This window comes from Streptomyces sp. JLYT201 (assembly GCF_059448825.1).
The window spans coordinates 7,053,343-7,079,597 of the sequence record NZ_CM182551.1 but is presented as its reverse complement, the minus strand read 5'-3'; the positions used below and the strand labels follow the sequence as shown (position 1 = coordinate 7,079,597).

The 26,255-nt window shown below is 73.8% G+C and carries 24 protein-coding genes and 1 riboswitch; of the genes, 9 read left to right on the top strand and 15 right to left on the bottom strand.

Going from position 1 to position 26,255, the window contains the following annotated elements; translation table 11 throughout:
• The first annotated feature begins 70 nt into the window (after nucleotides 1-70).
• On the top strand, nucleotides 71-1,405 hold the full coding sequence (locus tag AC5WAM_RS29910) for an NsdA family TPR-like regulatory protein (protein ID WP_495519451.1): 1,335 nt from the start codon (nucleotides 71-73) through the stop codon (nucleotides 1,403-1,405).
• Nucleotides 1,402-2,220 (top strand): class I SAM-dependent methyltransferase, encoded by an 819-nt coding sequence (locus AC5WAM_RS29905; protein WP_495519450.1) that lies wholly within the window; start codon nucleotides 1,402-1,404, stop codon nucleotides 2,218-2,220. The genes AC5WAM_RS29910 and AC5WAM_RS29905 overlap by 4 nt, the downstream gene beginning before the upstream one ends.
• Nucleotides 2,221-2,352: 132 nt before the next feature.
• Here the strand turns inward: AC5WAM_RS29905 and AC5WAM_RS29900 are convergent, their stop codons facing one another.
• The 4 genes from AC5WAM_RS29900 to AC5WAM_RS29885 form a co-directional block, all read right to left on the bottom strand.
• Nucleotides 2,353-3,681: an ATP-binding protein gene (locus AC5WAM_RS29900; protein ID WP_495519449.1), complete on the bottom strand. Its 1,329-nt coding sequence runs from the start codon at nucleotides 3,679-3,681 to the stop codon at nucleotides 2,353-2,355.
• Nucleotide 3,682: 1 nt separating this feature from the next.
• The gene (cseB, locus tag AC5WAM_RS29895; RefSeq protein ID WP_495519448.1) at nucleotides 3,683-4,393 is read right to left on the bottom strand and encodes a two-component system response regulator CseB; all 711 of its coding nucleotides are present in this window, start codon (nucleotides 4,391-4,393) and stop codon (nucleotides 3,683-3,685) included.
• 96 nt (nucleotides 4,394-4,489) lie between these two features.
• Nucleotides 4,490-5,722 carry an endonuclease/exonuclease/phosphatase family protein gene (locus AC5WAM_RS29890; protein WP_495519447.1) on the bottom strand — a complete coding sequence of 411 codons (1,233 nt, stop codon included), beginning with the start codon at nucleotides 5,720-5,722 and terminating at the stop codon, nucleotides 4,490-4,492.
• Nucleotides 5,719-6,687 carry a D-alanyl-D-alanine carboxypeptidase family protein gene (locus AC5WAM_RS29885; RefSeq protein ID WP_495519446.1) on the bottom strand — a complete coding sequence of 323 codons (969 nt, stop codon included), beginning with the start codon at nucleotides 6,685-6,687 and terminating at the stop codon, nucleotides 5,719-5,721. Before AC5WAM_RS29885 ends, AC5WAM_RS29890 begins: the two co-directional genes overlap by 4 nt.
• Nucleotides 6,688-6,977: 290 nt before the next feature.
• Here AC5WAM_RS29885 and AC5WAM_RS29880 point away from each other — a divergent pair, with 290 nt between their 5' ends.
• Entirely contained in the window at nucleotides 6,978-8,189 is a 1,212-nt protein-coding gene (locus AC5WAM_RS29880) for a cation:proton antiporter (protein WP_495519445.1), read from the top strand.
• A 45-nt stretch (nucleotides 8,190-8,234) separates the two neighbouring features.
• Here AC5WAM_RS29880 and AC5WAM_RS29875 read toward each other — a convergent pair whose 3' ends face one another.
• The 7 genes from AC5WAM_RS29875 to AC5WAM_RS29845 all read right to left on the bottom strand — a co-directional run bounded on the left by AC5WAM_RS29875 (nucleotide 8,235) and on the right by AC5WAM_RS29845 (nucleotide 14,896).
• Nucleotides 8,235-9,437: an MFS transporter gene (locus AC5WAM_RS29875; protein WP_495519444.1), complete on the bottom strand. Its 1,203-nt coding sequence runs from the start codon at nucleotides 9,435-9,437 to the stop codon at nucleotides 8,235-8,237.
• Nucleotides 9,438-9,685: 248 nt separating this feature from the next.
• Nucleotides 9,686-10,114, bottom strand: a complete 429-nt coding sequence (locus AC5WAM_RS29870; RefSeq protein ID WP_495519443.1) for an Rrf2 family transcriptional regulator — start codon at nucleotides 10,112-10,114, stop codon at nucleotides 9,686-9,688.
• Between the two features lie 148 nt (nucleotides 10,115-10,262).
• On the bottom strand, nucleotides 10,263-11,138 hold the full coding sequence (locus AC5WAM_RS29865; RefSeq protein ID WP_366791404.1) for an ABC transporter ATP-binding protein: 876 nt from the start codon (nucleotides 11,136-11,138) through the stop codon (nucleotides 10,263-10,265).
• Nucleotides 11,135-12,199, bottom strand: coding sequence for a FecCD family ABC transporter permease (locus tag AC5WAM_RS29860; protein WP_495519442.1), 1,065 nt, complete (start codon nucleotides 12,197-12,199; stop codon nucleotides 11,135-11,137). Before AC5WAM_RS29860 ends, AC5WAM_RS29865 begins: the two co-directional genes overlap by 4 nt.
• Nucleotides 12,196-13,212, bottom strand: coding sequence for an ABC transporter substrate-binding protein (locus AC5WAM_RS29855; protein ID WP_495523674.1), 1,017 nt, complete (start codon nucleotides 13,210-13,212; stop codon nucleotides 12,196-12,198). Before AC5WAM_RS29855 ends, AC5WAM_RS29860 begins: the two co-directional genes overlap by 4 nt.
• Before the next feature lie 149 nt (nucleotides 13,213-13,361).
• Nucleotides 13,362-13,548: riboswitch (cobalamin riboswitch) on the bottom strand.
• A 23-nt stretch (nucleotides 13,549-13,571) separates the two neighbouring features.
• The gene (locus tag AC5WAM_RS29850) at nucleotides 13,572-14,018 is read right to left on the bottom strand and encodes a VOC family protein (RefSeq protein ID WP_366791405.1); all 447 of its coding nucleotides are present in this window, start codon (nucleotides 14,016-14,018) and stop codon (nucleotides 13,572-13,574) included.
• A 5-nt stretch (nucleotides 14,019-14,023) separates the two neighbouring features.
• Nucleotides 14,024-14,896, bottom strand: a complete 873-nt coding sequence (locus AC5WAM_RS29845; protein ID WP_366791406.1) for a helix-turn-helix domain-containing protein — start codon at nucleotides 14,894-14,896, stop codon at nucleotides 14,024-14,026.
• Nucleotides 14,897-15,134: 238 nt separating this feature from the next.
• On the opposite strand from AC5WAM_RS29845, the gene AC5WAM_RS29840 reads away from it, so the two are divergent.
• On the top strand, nucleotides 15,135-16,268 hold the full coding sequence (locus AC5WAM_RS29840) for an HAD family hydrolase (RefSeq protein WP_495519441.1): 1,134 nt from the start codon (nucleotides 15,135-15,137) through the stop codon (nucleotides 16,266-16,268).
• On the opposite strand, the gene AC5WAM_RS29835 is transcribed toward AC5WAM_RS29840, so the two are convergent.
• The 3 genes from AC5WAM_RS29835 to AC5WAM_RS29825 all read right to left on the bottom strand — a co-directional run bounded on the left by AC5WAM_RS29835 (nucleotide 16,265) and on the right by AC5WAM_RS29825 (nucleotide 19,294).
• Complete coding sequence (locus AC5WAM_RS29835; protein ID WP_495519440.1) at nucleotides 16,265-17,242, bottom strand: asparaginase domain-containing protein; 978 nt, start codon at nucleotides 17,240-17,242, stop codon at nucleotides 16,265-16,267. The two genes, AC5WAM_RS29840 and AC5WAM_RS29835, sit on opposite strands and share 4 nt — an antisense overlap.
• 111 nt (nucleotides 17,243-17,353) lie before the next feature.
• Complete coding sequence (locus AC5WAM_RS29830; protein ID WP_495519439.1) at nucleotides 17,354-18,694, bottom strand: DUF2252 domain-containing protein; 1,341 nt, start codon at nucleotides 18,692-18,694, stop codon at nucleotides 17,354-17,356.
• 243 nt (nucleotides 18,695-18,937) lie between these two features.
• Nucleotides 18,938-19,294 (bottom strand): hypothetical protein, encoded by a 357-nt coding sequence (locus AC5WAM_RS29825; protein ID WP_495519438.1) that lies wholly within the window; start codon nucleotides 19,292-19,294, stop codon nucleotides 18,938-18,940.
• Nucleotides 19,295-19,461: 167 nt separating this feature from the next.
• On the opposite strand from AC5WAM_RS29825, the gene AC5WAM_RS29820 reads away from it, so the two are divergent.
• From AC5WAM_RS29820 to AC5WAM_RS29800, 5 genes are all read left to right on the top strand, one after another.
• Nucleotides 19,462-19,830, top strand: coding sequence for an arsenate reductase family protein (locus tag AC5WAM_RS29820; RefSeq protein ID WP_366791410.1), 369 nt, complete (start codon nucleotides 19,462-19,464; stop codon nucleotides 19,828-19,830).
• 238 nt (nucleotides 19,831-20,068) lie between these two features.
• Nucleotides 20,069-20,539: a hypothetical protein gene (locus AC5WAM_RS29815; RefSeq protein ID WP_366791411.1), complete on the top strand. Its 471-nt coding sequence runs from the start codon at nucleotides 20,069-20,071 to the stop codon at nucleotides 20,537-20,539.
• A gap of 178 nt (nucleotides 20,540-20,717) precedes the next feature.
• Entirely contained in the window at nucleotides 20,718-21,746 is a 1,029-nt protein-coding gene (glnII, locus tag AC5WAM_RS29810) for a glutamine synthetase (RefSeq protein ID WP_366791412.1), read from the top strand.
• 377 nt (nucleotides 21,747-22,123) lie between these two features.
• On the top strand, nucleotides 22,124-22,717 hold the full coding sequence (locus AC5WAM_RS29805; protein ID WP_366791413.1) for a winged helix-turn-helix domain-containing protein: 594 nt from the start codon (nucleotides 22,124-22,126) through the stop codon (nucleotides 22,715-22,717).
• Nucleotides 22,718-22,784: 67 nt separating this feature from the next.
• Nucleotides 22,785-23,768, top strand: a complete 984-nt coding sequence (locus AC5WAM_RS29800) for an NAD-dependent epimerase/dehydratase family protein (RefSeq protein ID WP_495519437.1) — start codon at nucleotides 22,785-22,787, stop codon at nucleotides 23,766-23,768.
• Between the two features lie 41 nt (nucleotides 23,769-23,809).
• Here the strand turns inward: AC5WAM_RS29800 and AC5WAM_RS29795 are convergent, their stop codons facing one another.
• The gene (locus tag AC5WAM_RS29795; RefSeq protein WP_495519436.1) at nucleotides 23,810-25,993 is read right to left on the bottom strand and encodes an MMPL family transporter; all 2,184 of its coding nucleotides are present in this window, start codon (nucleotides 25,991-25,993) and stop codon (nucleotides 23,810-23,812) included.
• Nucleotides 25,994-26,255: the final 262 nt, after the last annotated feature.

Sequence of the window (26,255 nt, the reverse complement as noted above, 5' to 3'; positions counted from 1 at the left end):
GGGAGCCAGCACGGGGGCCAAGCAGGGGGCCAATATGGGGGCCAGGATCCACATGCTTCGGGGAGACGGGATGGGCGACACGGGTATCGGTGCCTTGCTCCTCAGTCTGCGCAAGGGTCGTGGGTGGTCCCAGCAGAAGGTCGCCAACGAGTACAACGCCCGAGAGGGCCGTGCCGCCATGACCGGTAAGGAGATCGGGCGCTACGAGCGTGAGGCGCGTATCCCTGTCCCGTACACCCGAAGCCACTTGGCTCGGGTCTTCGCGGTCGACGTCGGTGTCCTTGACCGCGCTGTCGCGCTCACCAAGCGGCGTCGTGGCGGTGGGGACGGTGCGGAGGGCCCAGATGGTCTGGTGGTTCCGAGCCCCGCAGAGCGGTCCGTGGCCGGCTCCGTGTCGGCGGACGCCTCGTCGTCGGCCGAGTTCGCCAGGTTCATCACGCAGCGCAACGCCGACGAGGTGGTCGTCGAGCAGTTGGAGGCCGACGTGGCGCGACTCGCGCGCTCGTACGTCAGCCACCCTCTGCTGGAGCTCTACGTTGAAATCAGACAGCTACGGGACGGCGTCTTCGGCCTGCTGCGCGGGCGCCAACGGCCTCGGCAGACCAGCGACTTGTACGTCTCGGCCGCGCGACTGTGCGGGCTGTGCGCCCACGTCTGCCTGGATCTGGGGCACTACGACTCGGCGGCCACCCACGCCCGCACGGCCCGTGCGTGTGCCGAGGCCGCCGGGCACGAGGGAATGCTGGCCTGGGTGCGGGCGGTGGAATCACTGATCGCTTACTGGACCGGGCGCTACGAGCAGGCCGCCCGGCTCGCTCAGGCGGGGCGTCAGCACCGAGCAGGAGGAAGCATTGGCGCCCGCCTCGCGAGCCTGGAGGCGCGTTCACTGGCGATAGCGGGCGACAAGGCGGGCGCCGCAATCGCCCTGGCGGACGCGGAGTCCTCACGCGACGGGATGCTCGGGCACGACGACGCTCCAGGAGTCTTCGCCTTCCCCGCCGCCAAGCAGTTCGCGTATGCCGGGACGACGCATCTGGCCATCGGCGGTCGTGGCCATGTGCAGCAGGCCATCGCCAGCGCGGACACGGCGATCCGACTCTACCGCGGCGCCGAGGCCGACGACCAGTCGGTCGGTGACCTCTTCGCCGCCCACCTCGATCTCGCCCGTGGCCACATGCTCTTGGACGACCTCGACGGAACGGAGGCGATGGTCGGCTTCGTGCTCGAGGCGCCTGTGGAACGGGTATCGGCGAGCATCGTGCGGCGGTTGGTCGATCTCGGACGGGAGCTGAGCGGGCGGCAGTACGGTGGAGCTGCGCAGGTGACCCATCTGCGCGAGCGCATCCAGCACACGGTCGTCCTCGCGGCCCCTCCTGCCGCCCGTCCTCCGGAGCTGCCGACGTGACCGAACTCTCCGCCGCACACGACGCCGCCGTCACCGACCGCGACCGCCTGGCCAGGAGCGCCTACAACGGTGACCGCGATCTGGCTGCCCGGCAGTCCCTCTATCAGTGGCAGATGCCTCGTCATGACCTGCCCGGCATCGTCACCGAGCAGCTGAGCGCCGTCCACGGGCGGGTCGTCGACATCGGCTGCGGGAACGGCAAGTTCATCAAGCGCTTGCGCCAGGACCGGCCTGATGTCGAACTTCTGGGCCTGGACATCGCGCCCGGCATTCTCGCCGACGTGCCCGGCGCGGTCGCGCTGGCGGATGTGGCGAGGCTCCCGCTGGCCACGGCGAGCGTGGACGCCGCCCTGGCGCTGCACATGCTCTACCACGCTTCGGACATTACCCAGGCGGTGCGCGAGCTTGCCCGCGTCGTGACCGCCGACGGCCTGCTGATCGCGTCTACGAACAGCGACCGCGACAAGGCCGAGCTGGACGAGTTGTGGATGCGCGCGGCCGGTGATGTCCTCGGCACCGGGCGCGGTCCCGCGCGGATCTCCCTCAGCGCCCGGTTCTCTCTGGAGAAGGCACCGGCCTTCCTCGGCGAGGAGTTCTGCCGCGTCGAGACGATCGAACTGCCCGGCACCATCACGGTCCGCGATGCCGGCCCGGTGGTGGCGCACATGGCCTCGTACCAAGCGTGGGCGGACCAGCACGACGTGCCCTTCGAGGCCACGATCGAGCGGGCCCACACCATCCTGGACGAACACATCGCCCGGCATGGGGCATTCGAGATCCACTGCCTGGGCGGCATGCTCGTCTGCCGCCGCTAGCTGCGGCAGACGAGCATGCGAGTGGTGTCCGTGCGGCGGGTCAGTTCCGTCCGCGCTCGGGGTGGCGTCGGAAGAGCTCCCGCACCTTGATGGCCTCGACCAGCCGCTTGAACTCCGCGTGAAGGCCGTCGCCTAAGGGCGGCGGTCTTCGTCGTCGGTGGGGCGGGGTGGGGTTGAGGGGGGCTGGGGGAGCGTCAGGGTGGCGGTGGCGCCCTGGGGGGTGGTGTTGGTCAGGGTGAGGTGGGCGCCGATCACCTGGGACTGGCCGAAGGCGATGGTGAGGCCCAGGCCGTGGCCGTGGCCGCGTTCGGTGGCGGCGGTGTGGAAGCGCTGCGGGCCGTGGCGGAGCAGGTCCTCGGGGAAGCCGGGGCCGTGGTCGCGGACGGTGATGGCCGTGCCGTCGACGGTGACCTCCACCGGGGCCCCGCCGTGGCGGTGGGCGTTGAGGACCAGGTTGGTGACGACGCGGTCGAGCCGGCGCGGATCGGTCTCGGCCACGGGGTGTCCGACGACGGTGACGGTGACGTGTTCCGCCAGGCCCGCCCTGCGCACGGACTCCGTCACCAGCTCGCCGAGCGGCACCGGCTGGACGTCGGCCCGCTCGGCGCCCGCGTCGAGGCGCGAGATCTCCAGGAGGTCGTCCACCAGGCCGCGCAGCACCCGCACCCGGTCGCGGACCAGGTCGGTGGCCTCGCTCTCGGGCAGCAGCGAGGCCGAGGTGACCAGGCCGGTCAGCGGTGTGCGCAGCTCGTGGGCGACGTCCGCGGTGAAGCGCTGCTCGCCGCGCAGCCGCTCCTGGAGCGCGTCCGCCATGTGGTCCACGGCCGAGGAGATCTCGCTGATCTCGTCATGGCCGCGGCCTTCGGTACGCGCGTCGAGGTCGCCGTGGCGGATGCGGCGGGCCGTCCTCGCGACGCGCCGCAGGCGTCGTACGACCAGTTCGGCGGCGAGGAGCGTGAGGGGGACGACGACGGCGAGCGTGGCGATGGCCGCGTAGCGGACGTGTCGGTCGAGGGCTTCCAGGCTGAGCTGCTCGCCGAGCATGCTGGTGCTGACGGCGAGCACGGTGCCGTCGACGCGTTCGGCCGCCCACATGCTGGGCCCTTGGAGCGGCTTGCGGGTGTCGTACCAGGTCACGATGGTGGAGGTCGAGGAGTCCAGCCGGTCACGCAGTGGGTCGGGCACCTCGTCGCCGAGGACGTAGTTCGAGCGCTCCCGGGGGTCGCGGCGCGTGGGCCGCTCGCCCCGGAAGTCGGCCTTGGCCAGGTCCAGTTCGCGCATCGCCGCGGCGCGGCCGATGCCAAGGCCGCGCTCCTCGGTGCGCTGGTGCACCAGCAGCCCGATGCCGACGGCCATCGCGCAGGCCGCGGCGGCGACCCCGGCGGCGATCTTCCAGCGCAGCGAGCGGGGGTCGACGAAACGCAGCAGCGCGCGGCCCTCGCGGCCGGTGTTACGTCCCACGTCAGCGCCGGAACCGGTAGCCGAAACCGCGCGCGGTCTCGATGTGATCGGCGCCGATCTTCTTGCGCAGCCGCTGTACCGCCAGGTCGACGACCCGGCTGTCGCCCTCCCAGCCGTAGTCCCACACGGTGCGCAGCAGCCGCTGGCGTTCCAGGACGACCCCGGGCGCGGCCACGAATTCGAGGAGCAGACGCAGTTCGGTGGGGGTGAGCGCCACCAGGCGTCCGTCGACGCGCACTTCGAGGCCCCGGGTGTCGACGGCGAGGTCCCGGAAGGTGAGGACCCCGCCGTCGTCGGGCGTCTCGGGCGCGGCCGCGGCGAACGTGGCCCGGCGCAGCAGCATGCGGATGCGCGCCACCAGGACCGTGGTGTCGACGGGCTTGACCACGTAGTCGTCGGCGCCCGCTTCGAGTCCGGCCACGACGTCCAGCGCGTCGCCCCGGGCGGACATCATCAGGATCGGAGCCTGGCTCGTCTCCCGGATCCTGCGGCACAGCCCGATCCCGTCGAGGAACGGCAGCATCACGTCGAGCAGCAGCAGGTCGTGCCGCCCGTCCCGGAACATCTCCAGGCCGGTCAGGCCGTCCGGCGCGGCGGACACCTCGTAGCCGTAGCGCTCCAGGACCATGCCGACGGACCTGCGGATCGTCTCGTCGTCCTCGACCAGCAGGATGCGGACGCTGGCGGAGCCGCCGTCACGGTTCTGTCCCATCACGTCACCCTAGATCGTGGCCGCGGTGTCGATCGACCGGTCGCCTCGGCGGAGGTCCCGGCGGACGCGGGTGCGGTCCTCATGCGCGCTCCCCCGTCACAGCCGGAAGGACGCCGCGACCGGCAGGTGGTCGCTTCCCGTGCGCGGCAGGGTCCGGGCCGACACCGGCGTGACCCCCCGCGCGAGGATCTGGTCGAGCCGGACCACCGGGAACGCGGCGGGCCAGCTGAACCCGAAGCCCTGCCCCGCCTCCTCCTGCGCCGATGTGAGCCGCGAGGTCAGCGGCCGCAGCGCGCGGTCGTCGGTGGTGCCGTTGAGGTCGCCCGCCACGACGACCCGGGACAGCTTCTCCTCGCGTACGAAGCCGGCGAGCCGCGCGCCCGCCTCGTTGCGCTTCTCGGTGGCGAATCCGCTGCTCGGGTGCACGCGGATGGACGCGAGATGGGCGACGTACACGGCGAGCGGCCCCTTGGGGGTGTCGACGGTGGCCCGCAGGGCGCGGGTCCACGGCATGATCGTCAAGGGCTTCGCGGCGCGGAGCGGACGCTTGCTCCACAGCCCGACGGACTCCCGTACCGCGTGGTACGGGTAGCTGCCGGCCAGGGTCCGCTCGTACACCGGGGCGGTGCGCGCGGTCAGTTCCTGGAGGGCGATGACGTCGGCGCCCGAGGCGGCGAGGTCGCGGGCGGTGCGCCGCGGGTCGGGGTTGCCGTCGTGGACGTTGTGGCTGACCACGGACAGGTCCCCGCCCCCGGAGCTCTTGTCGAGGACCGTACCGGCGAACAGGGAGCACCAGACGAGGGCGGTCAGCGCGACGGCGGCGCAGGCCACGACGGACCGGCGCAGCAGGGCCGCCGCCAGCAGGACGGGCACGCTCACCCCGAGCCAGGGCAGGAAGGTCTCCAGCAGGCTGCCGGCGTTCCCGAGGGCGTTGGGCACGAGCGAGTGCCCGAGCATGAGCAGCGCGACGAGCACGGCGAGCGCGGTGACGAGCCAGCCGGACCGTGCGGTGACATGCCAACCGGATCGTACGGGGACGAGCCGACCGGATCGTACGGGGACGAGCCGACCGGGCCAGGCAGCGACGAGCCGACCGGACCGTGCGGTGACGAGCCGACCGAACCGTGCCGGGACGAACCGACCGAGCCGTGCGGAACGTCCGCTTCCGGCCCGGGAGCCGGCGCGCCCGGTCGACTCGGCCCCGCACGCGGCAGGCGGCTCGGCCCCGCCTGCCGCAAGCGGCTCCGTCCCGCACGCGACAGGCTGCTCCGGCCCGCACGCGGCAGGCGGCTGCGCCCGGTCGTCGGCGTGTTCCGGCAGCAAGGTCATGTCCGCACCCGCTCACCGTCGCGCAGCGCGGCGGGAAGGCCCGTCCGCACGGCCTCGATCAGCGCGCCGCTCTTCTCCAGGGCGGCGTCAAGGCCCTCCGCGGGAGTGGTGTGGGCGCGCTGGCCGAGGACGACGCCGAGGACGAGGTGCCGCCGCGCGCCGGAGGTCACCTCCGCGGCCCACATGAGGTTGCCGCCCGCGGGCGTGCTCGACCCGGTCTTGAGCCCGATCACCCCGGGCTCGTCGAGGAGGCGGTTGGTGTTGGTGACGGTGCCGGGCACCCCCGGCACCGTCGTGCTGCGCAGCGCCACCACCGCCCGCAGCACGGGCTCCTTCATCGCCTTCCGGGCGAGCTTGAGCTGGTCGTCGGCGGTGCTCCTGGTGCTGGCCTCGAAGCCGCTGGCCCCGGTGTACGTCGTACGGCTCATGCCGAGCCGCTCGGCGGCGCGGTTCATCTTCGCGACGAACGCCTTCTCGCTCCCGGCGTCCCAGCGGGCCAGCAGCCTGGCGACGTTGTTGCCGGAGGGCAGCAGCAACAGTTCGAGGAGCTGGCGCTGGGTGTGCCGCCGTCCTTCGCGGAGCGGGGCCGTCGACTCGCTGAGCGAGTGGGACTCCTCGGCGGCGGCCGTGTCGACCCTGATCCGCGGCCCCTGTTCGCCGCGCGCGAGCGGATGCTCCTGGAGGATCACGTACGCGGTCATGACCTTGGTGACGCTCGCGATCGGCACGGGCTCGTGGCCGCCCGCGCGGCCGAGGCCGCCGAGGCCCTCCACCGCGACGCTCGTCTGTCCCTCCCGGGGCCACGGCAGGTCGAGCCGCTCGGCGACCGCGGCGGTCCCGTACGGCGGCGGGTCCCCGCCGTCCTCGCTCCCGGCGAACCCGAACCACCCGCCGACCCCGACGACGGCCAGCAGCCCGGCGGCCCCGCACACAGCCCCGACGTCCCGCACCCGACGACCCCTCACCGCAAGCACCTCTCCGCAGCCCGGCACGTGCGGTGGTCCCCGCACGCCTCCCAGCCTTGGCGGAGCGCGCATCCAACCGGTCAGGGTCGTGCATCCGGCGGCCCGCGAACATGTGTCATCCAGGTATCGGCCGCCCGCCGCCGGAGCACGGCGGGAACGGGTGCCGCTGCCGAGCGGCGGGCCCGGAACGCGTCCCCGGGCGAAGAGCCGCGCCCCGCGTCGGCCCGCGCACCCGACGGCGGCCGCGCCGCCCGTGATTGCTTTGCCCGCATTTGTGCTAGTCAGTACGCATGTCGCATCCCGGGACGCTGATCCTGATCATGGCCATGGCGGTGCTCGCCCCGCTCCTCGCGTACGCCGTCGGGCGTCGGCTCACCGTTCCCGTGGCCCTCTTCGAGATCGCCCTCGGCATCCTGATCGGCCCGGACGTGCTCGGCCTCGCTCACCCCGACACCGTCATCGACACGCTGTCCGACCTGGGGCTCTCGATGCTGATCTTCCTGGCCGGGTACGAGATCGAGTTCGCCGCCGTGCGCGGGGACACGCTGCGCCGCTCCGTCGGGGCCTGGGCCGTGTCGCTCGCCGTGGCGCTCGGCAGCGCCTTCGCCCTGACCGGCGCGCAGGCCACCAAGAGCTTCGTCATCGGCACCGCGCTGACCAGCACCGCGCTCGGCGCCGTCCTGCCGATGCTGCGCGACGCGGACCTGCTGCGCGGCCGGTTCGGCACGGTGGTGATGGCGTTCGGGGCGGTCGGCGAGTTCGGGCCGGTCATCGCGGTCTCGCTGCTGCTCAGCGGCCGCAGACCCGGCGTTGCGACCGCGCTGCTCGTCGCCTTTGCCGCGATCACGGCCGTCGCCGTCTTCTGGGCATTGCGCCCGCGCCCTTGGTGGTTCACCCGCGTCGTCGCCAAGACCCTGCACTCCAGCGGCCAGTTCGCCGTGCGGTACGTGATGCTGCTGCTGGCCTCGATGCTCGGCCTGTCCGCCGCGTTCGGCCTCGACACGCTGCTCGGCGCGTTCGCCGCCGGGCTGCTCACCCGGCTCGTCCTGCGGGGCGCGGGCCCCGAGGCGGGCGCGGAGGTCCTCGCCAGGATCGAGGCGATGGGGTTCGGCTTCCTGGTCCCGGTCTTCTTCGTCGTCACCGGCATCGGCTTCGACCTCTCCGCCCTGCTGCACGGCGGCCGTCCGCTCGCCCTCCTGCCGGTCTTCTTCCTGCTGTTCCTCCTGGTGCGCGGCGGACCGACCTGGCTGCTCGCCCCGCGCGACCTGTCCCGGCGCGAACGCGCCGCGCTCACCCTGTACTCCTCGACCTGTCTGCCGCTCGTCGCGGCCATCACCGCGATCGGCACCGACGACGGCGTCCTGGGCGCGGGCGAGGCCGCCGCCCTGGTCGGCGCTGCCATGCTCTCCGTCCTGGTCTTCCCGCTGCTCGCCCTGAAGGCCCTCGCCGGCCGGCGGGCCGGGCCCTCCTCCCCCACGGCCGGGGCGGCCGAGACGTGGTGACCCCGTCGGCCCGCCGCGCCCCGGACGCCGGTCGCCGCCGGGCCGTCAGCCGCGCGCGCCCTCCGCGGCCCGCGACCGGGGGCCGGTGGCCGCGGGGCGCCCTTCCCGGGCGATGACGGCGTGGGCCGCCTCCGCCGTGACGAGGCCGAGGGCGATGAAGGCCGCGCCGACGGGGCCGAGCCAGTGGGGGCCCGCCCAGGCCATGCCCGCCTGGCCGACCAGGGGGGCCGCCGAGACGCCTACGTAGACCATGGCCGAGGCCAGCCCCGTGAGCAGGGGCGCCGCGGTCGGCAGGGCGGTGATCAGGCGGTGGGTCTGCGGGGCCAGGAGGCCCCAGCCGCACACGCCCCAGACGAGCAACGCCACGACGGTGGAGGGGAGGTGGGCGCTCGTCCACGGCAGGAGGGCGAAGTCGACCGCCGCCACGGCTGTCGCGGTGTTGATGACGCGCCGGCCGCCGAAGCGGTCGACCAGGCCGCCCGAGCCGAGCGTGCCCGCGGTGGCGGCCAGGCCCCAGACGAAGAGCAGCACCGCCAGGGTGGTGCCGCTGCCGTCCGTCGCGCGGTCGAGGCTCTCGCCGATGAAGGAGTAGACCGTGTAGAGGCCGGTGTAGACGAGGAGCGTGGTGAGGAGGGTGAGGCCGATGCGGCGGTCGGCGAGCGGGGCGAGGCGCGTGCGCAGCGGGACCGCCGGGGGCGTGGGGATCGTGGGGAGCAACAGGGCGACGGCCGCGGCGGCGAGGCCCCCGAGGGCCGATACGAAGACCATGGTGAGGCGCCAGTCGCCGGTGGCGCTGCCGATCGCCGTGCCGAGGGGCGAGCCGAGGGCCGTCGCCGCGCTGAGGCCCGTCATCACGATGGCGATGGCCCGGCCGCGCCGCTCGGGCGGGGCGAGGGCCGCGGCCGCCGCGACGGCCGCCGGGGTGATCATCGCCCCGCCGAACCCGGCGAGCGCCCGGCCGACCAGGGCCACGCCGAAGTCGGGGACGAAGGCGGTCAGGAGGTTGCCCGCGGTGAAGACGGCGAACCCGGCGAGGAACAGCGGCCGCCGGGCCCTGCGCGCCGTGCACGCGGCCATGACGGGGCCCAGTACGGCGTAGGTGAAGGCGTAGGCGGTCAGGAGCCAGCCCGCGGTGCCCACGGACACGCCGAGCGAGTCGGCCGCGTCCGGCAGGATCCCGGCGATGACGAAGCTGTCGGTGCCGATGGCGAACATTCCGGCGGCGAGGACGAGGAGCGATCGGTACACGGGGGCGGGACCTCCGGTGGGTGGGTGCGGGGGCACTACGGGTGCGGTGCGTGCGATGCGCGCGGTGCGTGCGAGGGGTGTGGCGGATGCAAGGGGCCCGTCGGCACGTCGGGCGCGTCGGCCCCGTCGGTGCCTCGGCCCCGTCGGGCGCGTCGGGCGCGTCCGAGCGAGCGCTCGATGTAACTGAATCTATTACGACACAGGGCCCAAGAAAGGCCGGTCCGCTCGGACCGGCCCGTTCGACAGGGTCAGGCGACCGTCTCCTTGAGCACGTCGGCGACGGTGACCTCGGCCAGCTCGGCCTTCATCGCCTCCTCCGCGCGGTCGTACGCGCCGCGCAGGACCGGCGGAATGCCGCGCCCCACGGGGCACTTCCGGTTGGGGGCGGAGGCGTGGAGGGCCAGGAGCGGGTCGGGCTCGACCGCGAGGTAGACGTCCCGGAGCGTGATCGCACCGGGCTCGCGGGCGAGGCGCCAGCCCGCGCCCTGGCCGCGCTGCGACACGACGAGGCCCGCGTCGCGCAGACCGCCGAGCGTGCGGCGGATGACGACCGGGTTGGTGTTGACGCTGGCGGCGATCTCGTCGGACGTCACGATGCCGTCGGGGCGCCGGGGGCAGACCAGGGCCATCCACGTCAGCGCGTGCGTGGCCACGGTCATGCGGCTGTTGGCGCTCACGGGCCCTCCGGTCGCTCGGTTCGCTCAGTTCGCTCGACTCCGCTGTCGAAACTGATTCTGTTACGACTGGGGCGCGGCTGTCCAGCCCCGTCCGTTCCCGCGCGGATGCGCGAGCGCGCCGAGGGGCCCCCGGCGTCGGGAGGCGTGGTCATCCGGGCCGTGCGGGCGGCGGGTCCGACGGCCGCAGGAAGGTGACGGTGGGGTGGTCCTGGGGCGCGGCGGGCGGGGTGACCCGGGCGCGGACGCCGTAGACCTCCGCGATGAGGGGCTCGGTGATGACCTCCACCGGCGTGCCGTGCGCGTGCGCCCTGCCCTCCTTCAGGACCAGGATCTCGTCGCAGAACATCGCCGCCAGGTTGAGGTCGTGCAGGGCGATCACCGTGGTGACGGGGAGGGCGGCCACCAGGGTGAGGAGGTCCAGCTGGTGGTGGATGTCCAGGTGGTTGGTGGGCTCGTCGAGGAGGAGCTCGCGGGGGGCCTGGGCCAGGGCCCGGGCGATGTGGGAGCGCTGGCGTTCGCCGCCGGAGAGGGTGTGCCAGGGCTGGTCCGCGCGGTCGGACAGGCCCGTGCGGGCCAGGGCATCGGCGACGGCCCGCTCGTCCTCGGCCGTCGACGGCACCCAGGCGCGGCGGTGCGGCACCCGGCCCAGGCGTACGACGTCCCGCACCGTCAGGTCGACCTGGGTGTCCGCCTGTTGCTCCACCAGGGCGAGACGGCGGGCGACCGCGCGGCGGCCCAGGTCGCGCAGCGGCTCGCCGTCGAGGGTGACCGCCCCGGCGGTGGGGGCCAGGACGCCCGCGAGGAGGCGCAGGAGCGTGGACTTCCCGGAGCCGTTGGGGCCCAGGAGGCCGACCACCGTGCCCGGGCGCGGGGCGAGGGTGACGCCGTCGACGATGAGGCGCCCGCCCGCGGCCCGGGAGACCCGGTCCGCGCTGAGGCCCGCGCCCTCCTGAGCGGGAAGCCCCGCCTCAGGCTCCGCCGGAGTGCCTGCCGAAGGCTCCGCACGGGACCGCGCCGCGCTCATCCGACCCTCCTCGTGCGGTAGAGGACCGCCACGAACGCGGGGACGCCGATCAGCGACGTGACCACGCCGACCGGCACCTCCTGCGGGTCCAGGAGCGTACGGGCCAGGGTGTCCACCCAGATGAGGAACACCGCGCCGGTCAGGGCCGTCACCGGCAGCAGGCGGGCGTGGCGCGGGCCGACGAGCACGCGGGCCGCGTGGGGCAGGGTCAGGCCGACGAAGCCGATGGCCCCGGCCGCGCTGACCAGGGCCGCCGTGAGCAGGGCCGTGGTGCACAGCAGGAGCAGCCGGACCCGGGTGACGTGCACGCCCAGGGCGGCCGCCGCGTCCTGGCCGAAGGCGAACGCGTCGAGGGTGTGGGCCTGGGACAGACAGATCACCAGGGCCACGGCGAGGACCGCCGCGCACACCGCCACGTCCGTCCAGTCCGCGCCGCTCAACGAGCCGAGCAGCCAGAACAGGACGCCGCGCGTCGTCTCCGCGTCCGCGGCCGTCAGGATGACGAAGGAAGTGAGGGAGGAGAAGAGCTGCATGGCCGCCACCCCGGACAGGACCACGCGGTCCGTCGTGGCGCCCAGGGCCTGGCTGAGGAGCAGCACGAAGCCGAACGCGCACAGGGCTCCGGCGAAGGCCCCGCCGGAGACCGACACCGCTCCCCCGCCGACCCCGAGGACCACCACCGCCACCGCGCCCGTGGACGCCCCGGAGGACACGCCGAGGACGAAGGGGTCGGCGAGCGGATTGCGCAGCAGCGACTGGAGGACCGCGCCGCACACGGCGAGGCCCGCCCCGCAGACGCCCGCGAGCAGGGTGCGCGGCATGCGCAGGTTCCACACGATGCCGTCGCGCAGCGGGGTGAGCTCGGCCTCGCCCCAGCCGAGGTGGGCAGCCACCGCCGCCCAGACGTCCGGTACGGAGATGTCGGCCGGGCCGATGGTGACGGCGACGGCCACCGAGAGCGGGAGCGCCACCAGGCCCGCCGCCCACAGCAGGGCCGCGCGCCAGGCGCCGGACCGGAGGCGCGGGCCGCCGCGGGCCCGCTCGCGTGCGGCCGTGCTCACCGGGCCAGGCCGAACGCGCGCAGCCCCGCCGCGACTTGCTCGATGCCGTCGACCGTGCGGATCGTCGGGTTGAGGGCCTGGCCGCTGAGCAGCACGTACCGCTTCTTCTTCACGGCCGTGAGGTTCCTGGTGACGGGGTTGGACTCCAGGAACCTGATCTTCTGGCGGGCGCTCTCGGCCGACTGGGCCTTGCGGGTGAGGTCGCCGATGACGAGGACGTCCGGGTCGCGGTCGGCCACGGTCTCCCAGTTGATCTGGGGCCACTCGGCGCGCGTGTCGGCGAAGACGTTGCGGACGCCGAGGGCGCGGGTGATGACGCCGGGCGCGCCGCAGCAGCCCGCGATGTAGGGCGCCTTGGAGTCGGAGAACCAGTACAGGACGGACGCGTCGGACGCCTTGAGCGTCTGCTTCGCCCTGGTCACGCGGGACTTGAGGTCCGCGACGAGGCGCTCGCCGCGCGCCTGGACGTGGAAGACCCGGGCCAGGTCGCGGATCTCGCCGTAGACGGTGTCCATGGTGAGCGTCTTGGTGCGGGTGCCGTCGCCGTCGCCGCCGTTGTCCTTGCCCGCGCAGTCGGTGGGCGAGACGTAGACGGGGACGCCGAGCTCGGTGAACTTGGCGCGGTCGGCGACGCCGCCCTTGCCGACGGTGTAGAGGAACGACGCGCTGACGAAGTCCGGCTCCTTGGAGAGGACCTTCTCCAGGGACGGGTAGCGGTCGGCGAGGCGCTCGACCTTCGCGTTCTGCTTCTTCAGGCGGGGCAGGACCGGGTCGGTCCAGGTGCCGGTGCCGGCCATGCGGTCGGCGAGGCCGAGGGAGAGCAGGATCTCCGTGGAGCCCTGGTCGAGGGAGACCGCCCGCTTCGGCGGGGCCGTGACCTCGGCCTTCTTGCCGCAGGAGGTGACCGTCACCGGGTAGCCCGCGGCCTTGGCCCCCTCGTCCTGGCGCTTCGCGGAGCCGCCGCCGCAGGCGGTGAGCAGGAGCAGGCCGCCCGCCGCGAGCAGCGCGGTCAGGCGCGCCCCGGGGGCGGTGCGGGCGCCGGGGGCGGCGCTGCGGGGACGGGCGGGCGCGCGGCGTGCGCGAGGGGCGAGAGGGGGCACAGGACTTCCCGGGTCTCATGGCTCATGCGCGGAGCCTGGTCTGCGAAACCCCGCCGCCCGGCGCGCGGTCGGCGGTGCCAGCAGGTCTTCGGACTCGGGTTCGTCCGGGCGGGGCCGCCTTCCCGGATGTCCGGTGACATCCAGTGGCCGCTGGTCCCGCCCGTCCCCCTCACCGCTGCGCGTCAGTTCCGGATTCCCACCGGATTCCCTGGCCCTGGTGCGGGCGCGACTGGCGTGCGCAAGCTATCACCCCGCCGCGGGCCGGGCGGACGTCACCCCTGCTCGGGGCGCGGTTCGCCGCGGTAGGTGCCGAAGGACCACTTGTTGCCCTCCGGGTCCGCGACGGCGAACTCGCGGCTGCCGTACGGCTGGTCCTCGATCTCGCGGATGACCTTCACGCCCGCCTCCTTGAGGCGGCGGTGGAGGGCGTCGACGTGATCCGTGACGACGTACGCACCGAACGTCCCCGGCTTGAGGCACCACTCGGCCGACTCCGGGTCGTACGAGCCGAGCATGACGCCGCCGCCCTCGGGCCAGTCGAGCTGGGCGTGGGCGACGCGGCCGCCGTCCTCGTACACGGCGGTGCGCAGGAAGCCGACGGTGGTGACGAGGAAGTCGATGAGGGCGGGGGCGTCGTGGGCCTGGAAGGCGGGCCAGACGTCGGGGGCGCGGAGGTTCGGGGTGTTCTGAGTGCTCTGTACCGCTTCGGTGGTGTTCATGCCTCTCAGTCTTCGCCGTCGCGGTGTCCCCCGGCTTGGATATTCCGGCACTCCTCGGCCAGCCAGGCGGTCGGGCTCGCGCCCGTGTACTGGCGGAAGTCGCGCACCAGGTGGGAGTGGTCGTAGTAGCCGCAGTCGGCGGCGACGCGGGCGAGGTCGGCGGGCGCGCCCGCGACGACCGCGCGCACGACCCGCGCCTTCGCGTGCTGGAAGCGCATCAGGCGGGCGGCCTGCTTGGGCGTCACGCCGGTCTCGGCGCGGAAGAGGGCCGTCAGGCGGCGCTCGCTGAGCGCGACGTGCGCGGCCAGGCCCCGCAGGGTGCCCGCGCCCCGGTGCCGGGCGAGCCAGGCCCAGGCCTCGGCGACCTCGGGGCGCACCGGGGCGAGGCGCCCGGCGTCGGCGGCGCGGCGCGCCAAGTAGGCGTGGAGGCAGGCGAACCGCTCGTCCCAGCCGTCGGCCTCGCACAGCCGCTCGCGGACCTCGGCGGCGATCCGGCCGAGGACGTCCGTGCCGTCGGTGACGAGCCGTCCCGTCAGCTCGGCGGCCGGGAGGCCGAGGAGCGAGCGGGCCGCGAGCGGGTGCACGGCGAGCTGGATGCCCGCCTGGTGCTCGGGCTGCACGACGTACGCCGGGCTCTGGTGCAGACCGCCCACGACGATGTCGGTGCGCTCGGCGTCGGGCCCGGTGGCCCGCTCCGCCGTGGAGCCGGTGACGACGGGCCCGTCGAGCGAGAAGATCAGCGTCAGATACGGCGACGGCAGGCCGCGGTGCAGGCCCGGCGTCTCGCCGCTCGTGCGGTAGCCCACGGCGGACACGACCTTGCCGCCCTGCTCGGGCGGGAGCGGGACGCGGACGAACTCGCGGCGGGCGGTGTCCATGCGTCCATTGTGACCGCATGTGCGGGCCAGGCACGGCCTCGCGGGCGCCGGGCACGGCTTCGCGGGGGGGGGCGGGCACGGCCTCGCACGCGCCGCCGCGGCTACCCGCTGCGTCGCGTCCCATGCCCGCCACGCACCGTGACATCGATCATGGGAATCGGCCCCGCGCGCTCGTAGCATGTCCCGCCGCTCCGCCCGGGGCGGCGCATCACCTCCGAGGATCCGAGGAACGGACACCATGGCTGTACGAGCACGAAGCAGGAGCAAGCGGGCGGTCCTCGGACTCGCGGGGGCGCTCGCGGCGGCGGTGTTCGCGGGCGGCGCGCTGTGGCCGGGCGCGGACGCGGCCACGGCGCGCCCGTCGGCCGCGCCCGTCCGGCTCGCGCACTGGCCGAAGCCGGTGGCCGCCGAACTCGGCGAGGTCATCGCCGAGAACGCGCACAACGGCGCGTACGCCGTCTTCGACGCGGACAACACGACGTACCGCAACGACCTGGAGGAGGCGCTGCTTCCGTTCCTGGAGATGAAGGGCGTCCTGACCCGGAGGTCGATGGACCCGTCCCTGAAGGTCATCCCGTTCAAGGACACGGCCACGCACAAGGAGAGCCTCTACAGCTACTACACCCGCCTCTGCGAGGTCGACGACCAGGTCTGCTACCCGTGGGCCGCGCAGATCTTCTCCGGCTTCACGCTGAAGCAGCTCAAGGGGTACGTCGACGAGCTGCTCGCGTACGACCGGCCGATCCCGGCGACGTACTACGAGAACGGGAAGGTGACGCGGACCGAGGTCCACCGCCCCGAGTTCTCCCCCGGCATGCGGGAGCTGTACAAGTCCCTGCGCGCGCACGGGATCGAGGTGTACGTGGTGAGCGCCGCGAGCGAGGACCTGGTGCGGATGGTGCTCGCCGACCCGAAGTACGGGTACGGGGTGAAGCCGCGCAACGTCATCGGCGTGGGCCTCCAGCTCAAGGACCCGAGGACCGGCCGCGTCACCAGCTCCCGCAAGGAGATCGCCGAGGGCCGCTTCGGGCCCGAGGACCGGGCGCGGCTCGCCCGCTACGAGCTGACGCCGAACCTGTGGGCGCCGCTGACCTGGTACCAGGGCAAGCCCGCGGCGATCTCCACGTACATCGACGAGTGGAAGAAGCCCGTCCTCGTGGCCGGGGACACGCCGTCGAGCGACGGGCCGATGCTCTTCCACTCGGCGGACGTGCGGCACGGGGGCGTACGCGTGTGGGTCAACCGCAAGGACAGCTCCATGAAGCAGCTGGACGCGATGAAGCGGAAGAACGCGGCGCGGCAGCGGGAGTTGGGGCAGCCCGTCACCGCGGACAAGCGGTGGCTGACGGTGACGCCGGAGCAGCTCGGCTAGGCACCGCTGCCGTCGAGGCGGCGGAACGCCCTCTCGACGGCCGGGCGGTCCGCGCCGTCCGCGAGGAGGGCGTGGAGCAGCAGGCGGGCCTTGGGCGCGTCGAGGGAGCCCGCGGAGATCAGGCCGCGGGACAGCAGGTCGGCCTCGGAGCCGGGGCCGCGGTAGGTCTCGCTGAGGAGCGGGCCCGCGCCGGTGCGCGAGGCGAGGACGACGGGCATCCGGGCGGCGCGGGCCGCGAGCGGTTCCACCAGCCACTGGGGTGCGTGCCCGGCGCCGAAGGCCGCCACGACCAGGCCGTCGAAGCGGTCGTCCACCGCCTCCAGTAGCTCGCCGCCGTCACCGAGGGAGAGGGTCAGCAGGGCCACGCGGGCGGCGTTCCCGAGCCGCAGCGGGCGCTCCACGGTGGGCTCCTGGGGGCGCAGCAGGATCCGCGGCACGCCCTCCACCACGCGGCCGAGCGGACCCGCGCCGGGCGAGACGAACGGGGTGAGCGAGGTGGTGTGCGCCTTGCGCGCGTGCCGGGCCGCGTGGATCTCGTCGGCGAGGAGCACGAGGACGCCGAGGTCCCGGCAGCGGGGGTCGGCGGCGACGGCGAGCGCGGCGGCGAGGTTCGCCGGGCCGTCCGCGCCCGGCAGGTCGGGGCGGCGCATCGCGCCGGTGACCACGATCGGGGCGCGCGGCGCGCACGCCACGTCGAGCAGGAAGGCCGTCTCCTCCAGGGTGTCGGTGCCCTGGACGACCACGACGCCGTGGCCCGCGGCGGTGGCCTCGTCCACGCGCTCCGCGAGGGCGGCCAGGTCCGCCAGGGTCAGCGAGGAGCCCGGGAGCCTGCGGAAGTCGTGCAGCTCCGTCTTGACGTCGTCGGGGACGGGGACGGCGGCGAGGGTCTGGGAGCCGGTGAGGCGGGCGGAGCCGCCGCCGGAGTGGGCGGAGATGGTGCCGCCGAGGGTGAAGACGCTGACGGTGGTGGTCATGCCGGAGGCTCTCCCCGGGCCCGCACCGGCCCGAAACCAGGAGGCGCGGTTGCGCGCGTCACACGGCAGCCCGGGCGGCGGGCCCCTTCAGCACGCCGTTCAGTACGCGGTTCAGTACGCCGTGGTCGCGGTGAGGACCCCGGCCTCGATCGCGCTGGTCAGCGCCTTGTGGTCGGTCGCGTTCTGGGAGACGTAGCGCACGGCGAAGGCCGCGACGGCCCGGTCGAAGGTGTCGGCGGAGCCCAGGTAGGCGGCGATGGCCACGCGGTCGCCGGAGCGGGCGTGGGCACGGGCGAGGGCGGTGCCGCAGAGGCGGGCGTAGGCGAGGAGTTCGGCGGGTTCGAGGGCGGCGACGTCCACGGAGCCCTTCATGTCGCGCAGCTGGCGCCAGTAGTAGGCGCGGCCCTGCGGGCCCGTCATCCAGCCGAGGAAGATGTCGCCCGCGGCCTGGAGCAGGCGCTGGCCCGCGACGACGCGGTGGCCCGGGTGGAGGTAGGGGCCGGTGGGCAGATGCTCTTCGAGGACGGACCGCACGGCCTCCTTGATCTGCAGGAACAGCGGGTCCTCGGCGTCCCGGCCGGTCAGCAGCACGATGAAGCAGCGGGTGCCGACGCTGCCGACGCCGACGACCTTGCGGGCGGCGTCGACGAAGCGGTAGCGGTCGAGCAGGAGGCGGCGCTCCTCGGCGAGGGTCGAGCGGTAGTCGCCGAAGATCTTGCGCAGCGCCGCCATGTCGGGGGCGCCCGCCGGCTCGAGCAGGGGCGGGTCGTGGACGATGCGGCGGCGGCCGTCGACGACCTCGGTGAGTCTGCCGAGGGCCTGGAGGCTGGTGCGGCGGCGGGCGTGCGCGAGGCGGGCCGCGGCGCGCTCGCGCCGGTGCGCGGAGTCCATGAGGCGCAGCAGGTCGTCGGTGTCGACGCTGGCGTACCAGACGTCCAGCTCGCCCTTGCGGGCCAGGCGCCGGATGCCGGTGCGGTAGGCGGTGACGGCGGCGAGGGCCGCGTCGTGGGCCCCGTCCTCGCCCCTGCCGGTCTCGCGGGCGGCCACGGCGACGCTGGCAGCGAGGCGTTTGACGTCCCATTCGAAGGGGCCGGGGTAGGTCTCGTCGAAGTCGTTGAGATCGAACAGGAGGCGGCGCTCGGGCGAGGCGAACACGCCGAAGTTCAGCAGGTGCGCGTCCCCGCAGAGCTGCACGGTGAGGCCGGTGTGGCGCTGGGCCGCGAGGTCGCCCGCCATCACGGCGGCGGCTCCGCGCAGGAAGGCGAAGGGGGACGCGGCCATGCGCCCGTAGCGGATCGGCAGGAGCTCCTGCACGCGGTCGGCGGCCTGGCGCTCCAGGACGGCCACCGGGTCGGGCCGGTCCGCCGAGGGGATCCAGATCCCGTGCGAGGACCGGGAGGCCCGTTTGCGGGCGGCCTTGCCCCGCTCCGCGCGCTCGGCCGCGGTGGTCATGGGCGGTCCCCTTTCCGCGGGGCGGGCCCGGGGTGCGCGCGGGGCACCCCGGGCCCGCCCCTCTTCCCGTGGTCAGGGGCCCTCCCCCTGCGTCCCCGGCTGTCGCTCTTCGCGCCCGGCCTCAAACGCCGGACGGGTTTGAGGGGCCAAGAGCAGCCAACGCCGGAGCGCGCGGGCGCGCATGTCGGGTACGCCGAGCGGGTGACAGCGGACGCCGGGGCCGGGGCCGGGGGATGAACCGCGTCAGCGGTTGTAGCGCATAAAGGCGCGCACCATGTGGCACGTCGTGTCGGACGGGGGGTGGATGCCCACCGTTTCGGCCATCGTGCGTATCCGGACGTTGCTCGCCTGGTTCGGCACGTAGACGCCCGCGTCGAGCAGGGCGATGGCCAGGCGCATGGCCTTGAGGCGGCGGTTGTGCGTGATGTACCACTCGCGGGGGCGGCCGGGCGGCAGGGGGTGCTTCTCCATCGGGACGTACGGCACGTCGAGCAGCGGCTGCTGGCCCCGGCACGGGGTGCGGGAGGCTCGGGACGGGGTGCGGTTGCGGGAGCGGGCGGTCGGCTCGGCGGGCACGGACGGGACTGCGGCAGCGGGCACGGACATCCTCCTGTCGCGGTTCGGGAACCCTCGCGGGCCCCTTCGAACATTGCTTCCATTCTACGTGCCGGCACTGACAACGGCCCGTGCTCAGAGAGGCAATCCCCGCTGGCCAGACGGGGTTTGAGGGGGCGTGGGGCGGATGGTTCGGAGGTAGCGTGTGCGGCATGGAGATCTGGATCAACCCCGCCTGTTCGAAGTGCCGCAGCGCCCTGACGCTGCTCGACGCGGAGGGCGCCGACTACACGGTGCGCCGCTATCTGGAGGACGTGCCCACCGCCGACGAGATCCGCGACGTGCTCGGCAGGCTCGGCCTCGAGCCCTGGGACATCACCCGCACCCAGGAGGCCGCCGCCAAGGAGCTCGACCTGAAGGACCGCGGCCGCTGGCCGCGCGACGACTCCGGCCGCGAGGCGTGGATCGAGGCGCTCGCCGCGCACCCGAAGCTCATTCAGCGGCCGATCATCACGGCGGACGACGGCACGGCGGTGGTGGCCCGCACGGAGGAGGCGGTGCGGGACGCGCTGGGGCGGTGACGCGCCCCGCCCGGTGACCGGGCGGCACGGGGCAGCGGGGCGAGGCGCGGGGCGGCCTGGCAAGGCGCGAGGTGACCCGGCAAGGCGCGAGGCAGCCCGGCGAGGCGCACGGCGAGGCGCGGGGCAACCGTGCGACAAGAGCAGACAAACCTTTACAAACACCTGCGTATCCGTACGTAGGGTGGAGCGCTCCACCCGGGCCGGACCTGCGGCGCGGGACGAGCGAAGGGAGCGGCCCGTGCGCAGCTGGCTCGCCGGGGGCGTCTACGGCACGGTGCTGGCGAGCGCGCTGCTCGCCGCGCTGCAGTCCGAGGGCGAGCGCTTCACGCCGTACTACGACGCCGCCTGGGTCATGGTCACCGCGGGCACGGCGGCGCTCGCCCACGGCTACGCCCACCACATGGCCACGCACGAGCCGGGCAGCGGCAGCCACCGCTGGCGCCGGCTCGGCTGGGCGCTCGCCGACGAGTGGCCGGTCGTCATCGCCTGCTGGCCGACCGTCGCGCTCCTCGTCCTCGCCGGGATCATGGACTGGCCCGAGCGGAGCGTCACGTACACGGGGCTCGGCCTGAACGCGGCACTGCTCTTCGGCTGGGGCACCTTCGCCGCACTGCGCTCGGGCTACCGCAGGCGCTCGGCCGTGCTCATCGGCGTCGCCGACGCGGCGATCGGCCTGCTGATCGCGGCGGCCAACGCGGTGATCAAGTAGCGCCGGGCCCGCCCGGCACCGGCCCCGCGGGGTGATCCCCGCCACTCCCGCCCCAGGTAACACGTGGTTCACATAGGGGCAACGGACGGGAAATCGCGCGTTGACAGGCTGCGGTCATCACCACGGCCCGCAGCACCCGCACGACTGCGCCGTACCGAGTGTTCTAAGGATGAGCCCCGTGACCTTCAAGGCTGAGTACATCTGGATCGACGGCACCGAGCCGACCGCCAAGCTCCGTTCCAAGACCAAGATCCTCACCGATGACGCACAGGGCGCCGAGCTCCCCCTCTGGGGCTTCGACGGCTCGTCCACCAACCAGGCGAAGGGCCACGCCTCCGACCGCGTCCTGAAGCCGGTCTTCTCCTGCCCGGACCCGATCCGCGGCGGCGCCGACATCCTGGTCCTGTGCGAGGTCCTGAACACGGACATGACGCCGCACTCCTCCAACACGCGGGCGCTGCTCGCCGAGGTCGCGGAGCGGTTCGCGGCGCAGGAGCCGATCTTCGGCATCGAGCAGGAGTACACGTTCTTCGAGGGCGACCGCCCGCTCGGCTTCCCCGCCGGGGGCTTCCCGGCCCCGCAGGGCGGCTACTACTGCGGCGTCGGCGCGGACGAGATCCACGGCCGCGACGTCGTCGAGGCGCACCTGGAGCACTGCCTCGCGGCGGGCCTCGGCATCTCCGGCATCAACGCCGAGGTCATGCCCGGCCAGTGGGAGTTCCAGGTCGGCCCGCTGTCCCCCCTTGAGGTCTCCGACCAGCTGTGGGTGGCCCGCTGGCTGCTCTACCGCACCGCCGAGGACTTCAAGGTCTCCGCCACCCTCGACCCCAAGCCGGTCAAGGGCGACTGGAACGGCGCGGGCGCGCACACGAACTTCTCCACCAAGGCCATGCGCGAGGGCTACCCCGCGATCATCACCGCGTGCGAGTCGCTCGGCGAGGGCTCCAAGCCGATGGACCACGTCAAGAACTACGGCGCGGGCATCGACGACCGCCTCACCGGCCTGCACGAGACCGCCCCCTGGAACGAGTACTCGTACGGCGTCTCCGACCGCGGCGCCTCGGTCCGCATCCCCTGGCAGGTCGAGAAGGACGGCAAGGGCTACATCGAGGACCGCCGCCCGAACGCGAACGTGGACCCGTACGTGGTGACGCGGCTCCTTGTCGACACCTGCTGCGCGGCCCTGGAGAAGGCCGGCCAGGTCTGACCCGTTCCGTCCGTTGTGCCGGTTTCCGAAAGGGGCGCCCACCACTGTGGCGGGCGCCCCTTTCGTGCTGCTCAACGCCCCTTGCCAAAGGCGTCACTTCACGCCATCCAGATGTCAAGACGGCGTATCAACGTACGAGAAGGGGTCCGCCGGACCCGTTCTCATCTGCTTCAATGGGGCCATGGGCAGCTTCCAGAACACCGCGACGGGTCATCATGACCTTGAGCCCTTCTGGCCTTCCCGGCAGCACCACGACTTCGACCGGGTGTGTTGCCGCGCGCTGAACGCGCGGGCCCTCTAAAGCCGTTCCCCCGGCCTCCGGCCTGACGCGCACGACGTACGTCCTCGACGACTCCTTAGCGCGAAAGAGCTGACTCATGGCGAACTCCCGTACCTTCACCGCCGCCAACGCCGCCACCGCCACCCGTCCCGCCGCGCCCTCGGCGCGGGGACGGCTGCGGGCCGTCACGCCCGACGAGGTGGCGCGGATCTCCGACCTCGCCGACTTCTCCGGCTTCCTGCCGCCCGGCGCGACGCTCCTGCCCGCGCCACAGCACACCCTGCCCACGCTGCCGGGCCAGCCGCCGATGATCGGCTATCTGGTCCTGCTGCCCGCCGGGCAGGAGCACCTGGCGTCCGTCGCGCCCGACCCCGAACAGGCCTCCGGGGCGAGCGGCGAGGGACCCGTGCGGATCGATGCCGCGCGGCGCTCCGCACACGTCGACGGGCGCCAACTGGACCTCACGTACCTGGAGTTCGAGCTGCTCGCGCACCTCGTCGCGCACCCGCACCGGGTGCACACCCGCGACCAGCTGGTGACGACGGTGTGGGGCTACGGCCACGTGGGCGACGGGCGGACCGTCGACGTCCACGTCGCCAGGCTGCGGCGCAAGCTCGGCGCCGAGCACCGCAGGACGATCCAGACGGTGCGGCGCGTGGGCTACAAGTACGCGCCGCCGACGGCGGGCTGACCCGCCCGTTCTCCTGTCGGCGGAATCCGGTTCCCGCGGGCCGGGCCTGGCGGGCAGAGTGCGGATCATGAGACTTCTGATGCTCGGTGGTACGGAATTCGTGGGGCGTGCCGTCACGGAGGCCGCGCTCGCCCGCGGCTGGGACGTGACGGTCTGCCACCGCGGGCGGCACCCGGCGCCCGCCGGGACGCGGGCGGTCACCGTCGACCGCGCGGCGCCCGACGGGCTCGCCGCCCTCGCCGCCGACGGCGGCACCTGGGACGCCGTCGTCGACACCTGGTCGGGGGCGCCGCGGGCCGTGCGGGACGCCGCGCGGCTGCTCGCGGGGCGCGCCGGGCGGTACGCGTACGTGTCCAGCGGCTCGGTGTACCGCTACCCCGGCGAGGCGGGCTCGGACGAGTCGTTCCCCGTCGTGGACGGCGATCCGGACGCGGACGCGGTGGCGTACGCCGAGGACAAGCGGGGCGGTGAGCTGGCCGCCGAAGCCGCCTTCGGTCCTGAGCGGACCCTGCTCGTGCGGGCCGGGCTCATCCTCGGCCCCTACGAGAACATCGGGCGCCTTCCGTGGTGGCTGAACCGGGTCGCGCGGGGCGGCCCCGTCCTCGCGCCCGGGCCGCGGACGGCGGGCATCCAGTACATCGACGTACGGGACCTCGCCCAGTGGACGCTCGACGCGGTGGCGGCCGGGCTGCACGGGCCCTACAACCTCGTGTGCCCCCAGGGCCACGCCACGATGGGGGACCTCCTGGAGGCCTGCGTGGACGTGGCCGGGGGGCCCGGCGCCGAGCTGCGGTGGACGGCGCCGGAGGCCGTGCTCGGCGCGGGCATCGAGCCGTGGTCGGAGCTGCCGGTGTGGCTGCCGCCGGGCGAGCTGTACGACACGATGCACGACACGAGCGCGGCCAGGGCCGGGGCGCGCTGCCGCCCCCTGGCCGCGACCGTGGCCGACACCTGGGCCTGGCTCCAGGCCCTCGGCGGGGTGGCCCCCCACCGGCCGGACCGCCCGGAGGTGGGCCTGCCCCCGGAGAAGGAGGCGAAGGCCCTGGCGTAGCCCTGGCCGGGGCGCCGGGCGGCGCCCCGGGCCGGGGAGTGCTACGCCGGGACCCTGACCCGGGCCGGGGCCTCGGCCGGGGTGTCGCCGTGGGAGACCTGCGGGAGCCAGCGGAGGTACCGGGGGGTGTGCCAGTTGCGGTCGCCGAGGAGGGTCATGAGGGAGGGCAGGAGGATCATGCGGACCACCGTGGCGTCGAGGAGGACCGCGACCCCGAGCCCGACGCCCATCTGCTGCATGTCCTGCATGGACAGCATGCCGAACACCGCGAACACGGCCACCATGATCACCGCGGCTCCGGTCACGGCTCCCGCGGTCCGCGAGATGCCCTCGCGGATCGCGGCCCGGTTGTCGAGCCCCTGGTCGCGGGCCTCGCGGATCCGGGAGACCACGAACACGTGGTAGTCCATCGACAGGCCGAAGAGGACGACGAGCACGAACAGCGGCATCCAGCTCTCGATGGCGCCGGCCTTCTCCGAGCCGATGAGCGAGGCGCCCCAGCCGTGCTGGAAGACGGCCGTCATGACGCCGTAGGCCGCGCCCACGGAGAGCAGGTTCAGGGCGATCGAGGTCACCGCGATGACCACCGAGCGGAAGCTGAGGAGCATCAGCAGGAAGGTGACGGCGGCGATGAAGAGGAAGACCGGCACGATGCCCTCGCCGAGCTGGTCGGTGAAGTCCTGCGACCCGGCGAGCTCTCCGCCGACGTAGGCCTGGAGGCCGTCGGCGCGGGTGTCGGCGCGGAAGTCCCGTACGTCCGACCTGAGGTCGTCCAGGGCCTTCTTGGCGGCCGTGTCGCTGCCGGTGCCGGGCAGCGGCACCTCGATCTCGGCCACGTTCGCGGCCTTGTGCAGCGTCAGCTCGGCGCCCTTGCCCGCCCCCGCGGTGAGCGCGCGCAGGCCGTCGCGGACCGGCGCGGCCCCGATGTCGTCGGCGTGCACGACGACGCGGGCGGGCGCGGGGCCGCCGGGGAACTCGTCGGTGATCTCCCGGTACGCCACGGAGAGCCGCGCGTCCGAGCCGAACTGCTTCTCCAGGCCGAGCTGTTCGGTCTTCATGCCGAGCGCGGGCGCGGCCAGGGCGAGCAGCAGCCCGGCGGAGGCGACGGCGAAGACCTTGGGCCGGGCGAGGACCGGCTTCACCAGGGACCCGGCGAGCGTGCCGCCGGCGTGGACGCCCTTCTTGGCGCGGCGGTTGAGGAAGGGGATGCGCCCGGCGTCGATGCGGTCGCCGAGCCAGGACAGGAGCGCGGGCAGGACGGTCACGGAGCCGAGCATCGCCACGCACACCACCAGGATCGTGGCGACCGCGAAGCCCTTGAAGAGGAGCAGGCCCGACAGGAACATGCCCGCCATGGCCACCATCACGGTGAGGCCGGAGACCAGGACGGCACGCCCGCTGGTGGCGGCGGCGATCCGCAGCGCGGTCTCGGCGTCGTGGCCCGCGGCCCGCTCGTCGCGCTCGCGCCGCAGATAGAACAGGCAGTAGTCGACGCCGACGGCGAGGCCCATCAGGAACATCACGGAGTACGTGGTCTCGGCCATGTGCACCGCGTGGCTGGCGAGCCCGAGCAGCCCGAAGGCCGCGACGCAGGCGGTCAGCGCGAGCCCGACGGGGAGCAGCGCGGCGACGACCGCGCCGAAGGCGACCAGGAGGATGGCGAGCGCGAGCGGCACCGCCATGAACTCGGCCTTCTTCAGGTCGTCGGCGAGCAGGTCCTTGAGGAACTTCTCGGAGCTCGCGTCGCCGAACTGGTGGACGGCAATCCCGTGCGCCTTCCCTGCGTCCCTGGCCCGGTCGACCGCGTCGAGCACCGGGTCGACGCGGTCGGCGGCCCGGTCGGACTCGCCCTTGAGCGCGAAGCGGAGCAGCGCGTCCTTGCCGTCCTTCGAGGGCAGCGGCGGCTGCACCTCCGTCGTCTCACCGGTCTTCTCGATCGCCGCCGCGAGGTCCGCGGCCGCCTCCCGCCAGCCGTCGGCGGTGCGCGCGCTGACCATGACGAGTTCGGAGGCCGGCTCGTCGATGTCCGCGTCCTTGAGGATCTTCGCGGCCCGCGCCGAGTCGCCGGTGCCCATCTCGTCGTCGTCGGCGGTGACGGTGCCCGTGGCGCCGCCGACGACGGTGGCGAGCACCACGAAGAGCAGCCAGCCGAGGATCGCCTTCTTGCGGTGGTGCGCGCTCCACACCCCGAGTCGTGCCGCGAGGTTCAGCCTCTTGGCGCTCATGACCTTCGCCCCCATTGGTAAGCGTGAGTTAAGCGATTGGACGTGGATCACGCTAGGAACCGGCGGCGTCCGGCCCCAGCCGCCGAGCACCCCTGTCGGTGAAGCACAGGGCGAGGCCGGGGGGTGTCGTCAGGTACACCCCCGTTCTGGGGGCGGAACGGAATGACCCAGGCCGCCCCGACCAGGGAAACTGTCCTTGTGCCCGGTGGTTTCGAACACGACGGGACACGGCGGGCCACGGGCGGACACATCCGGACGCGGC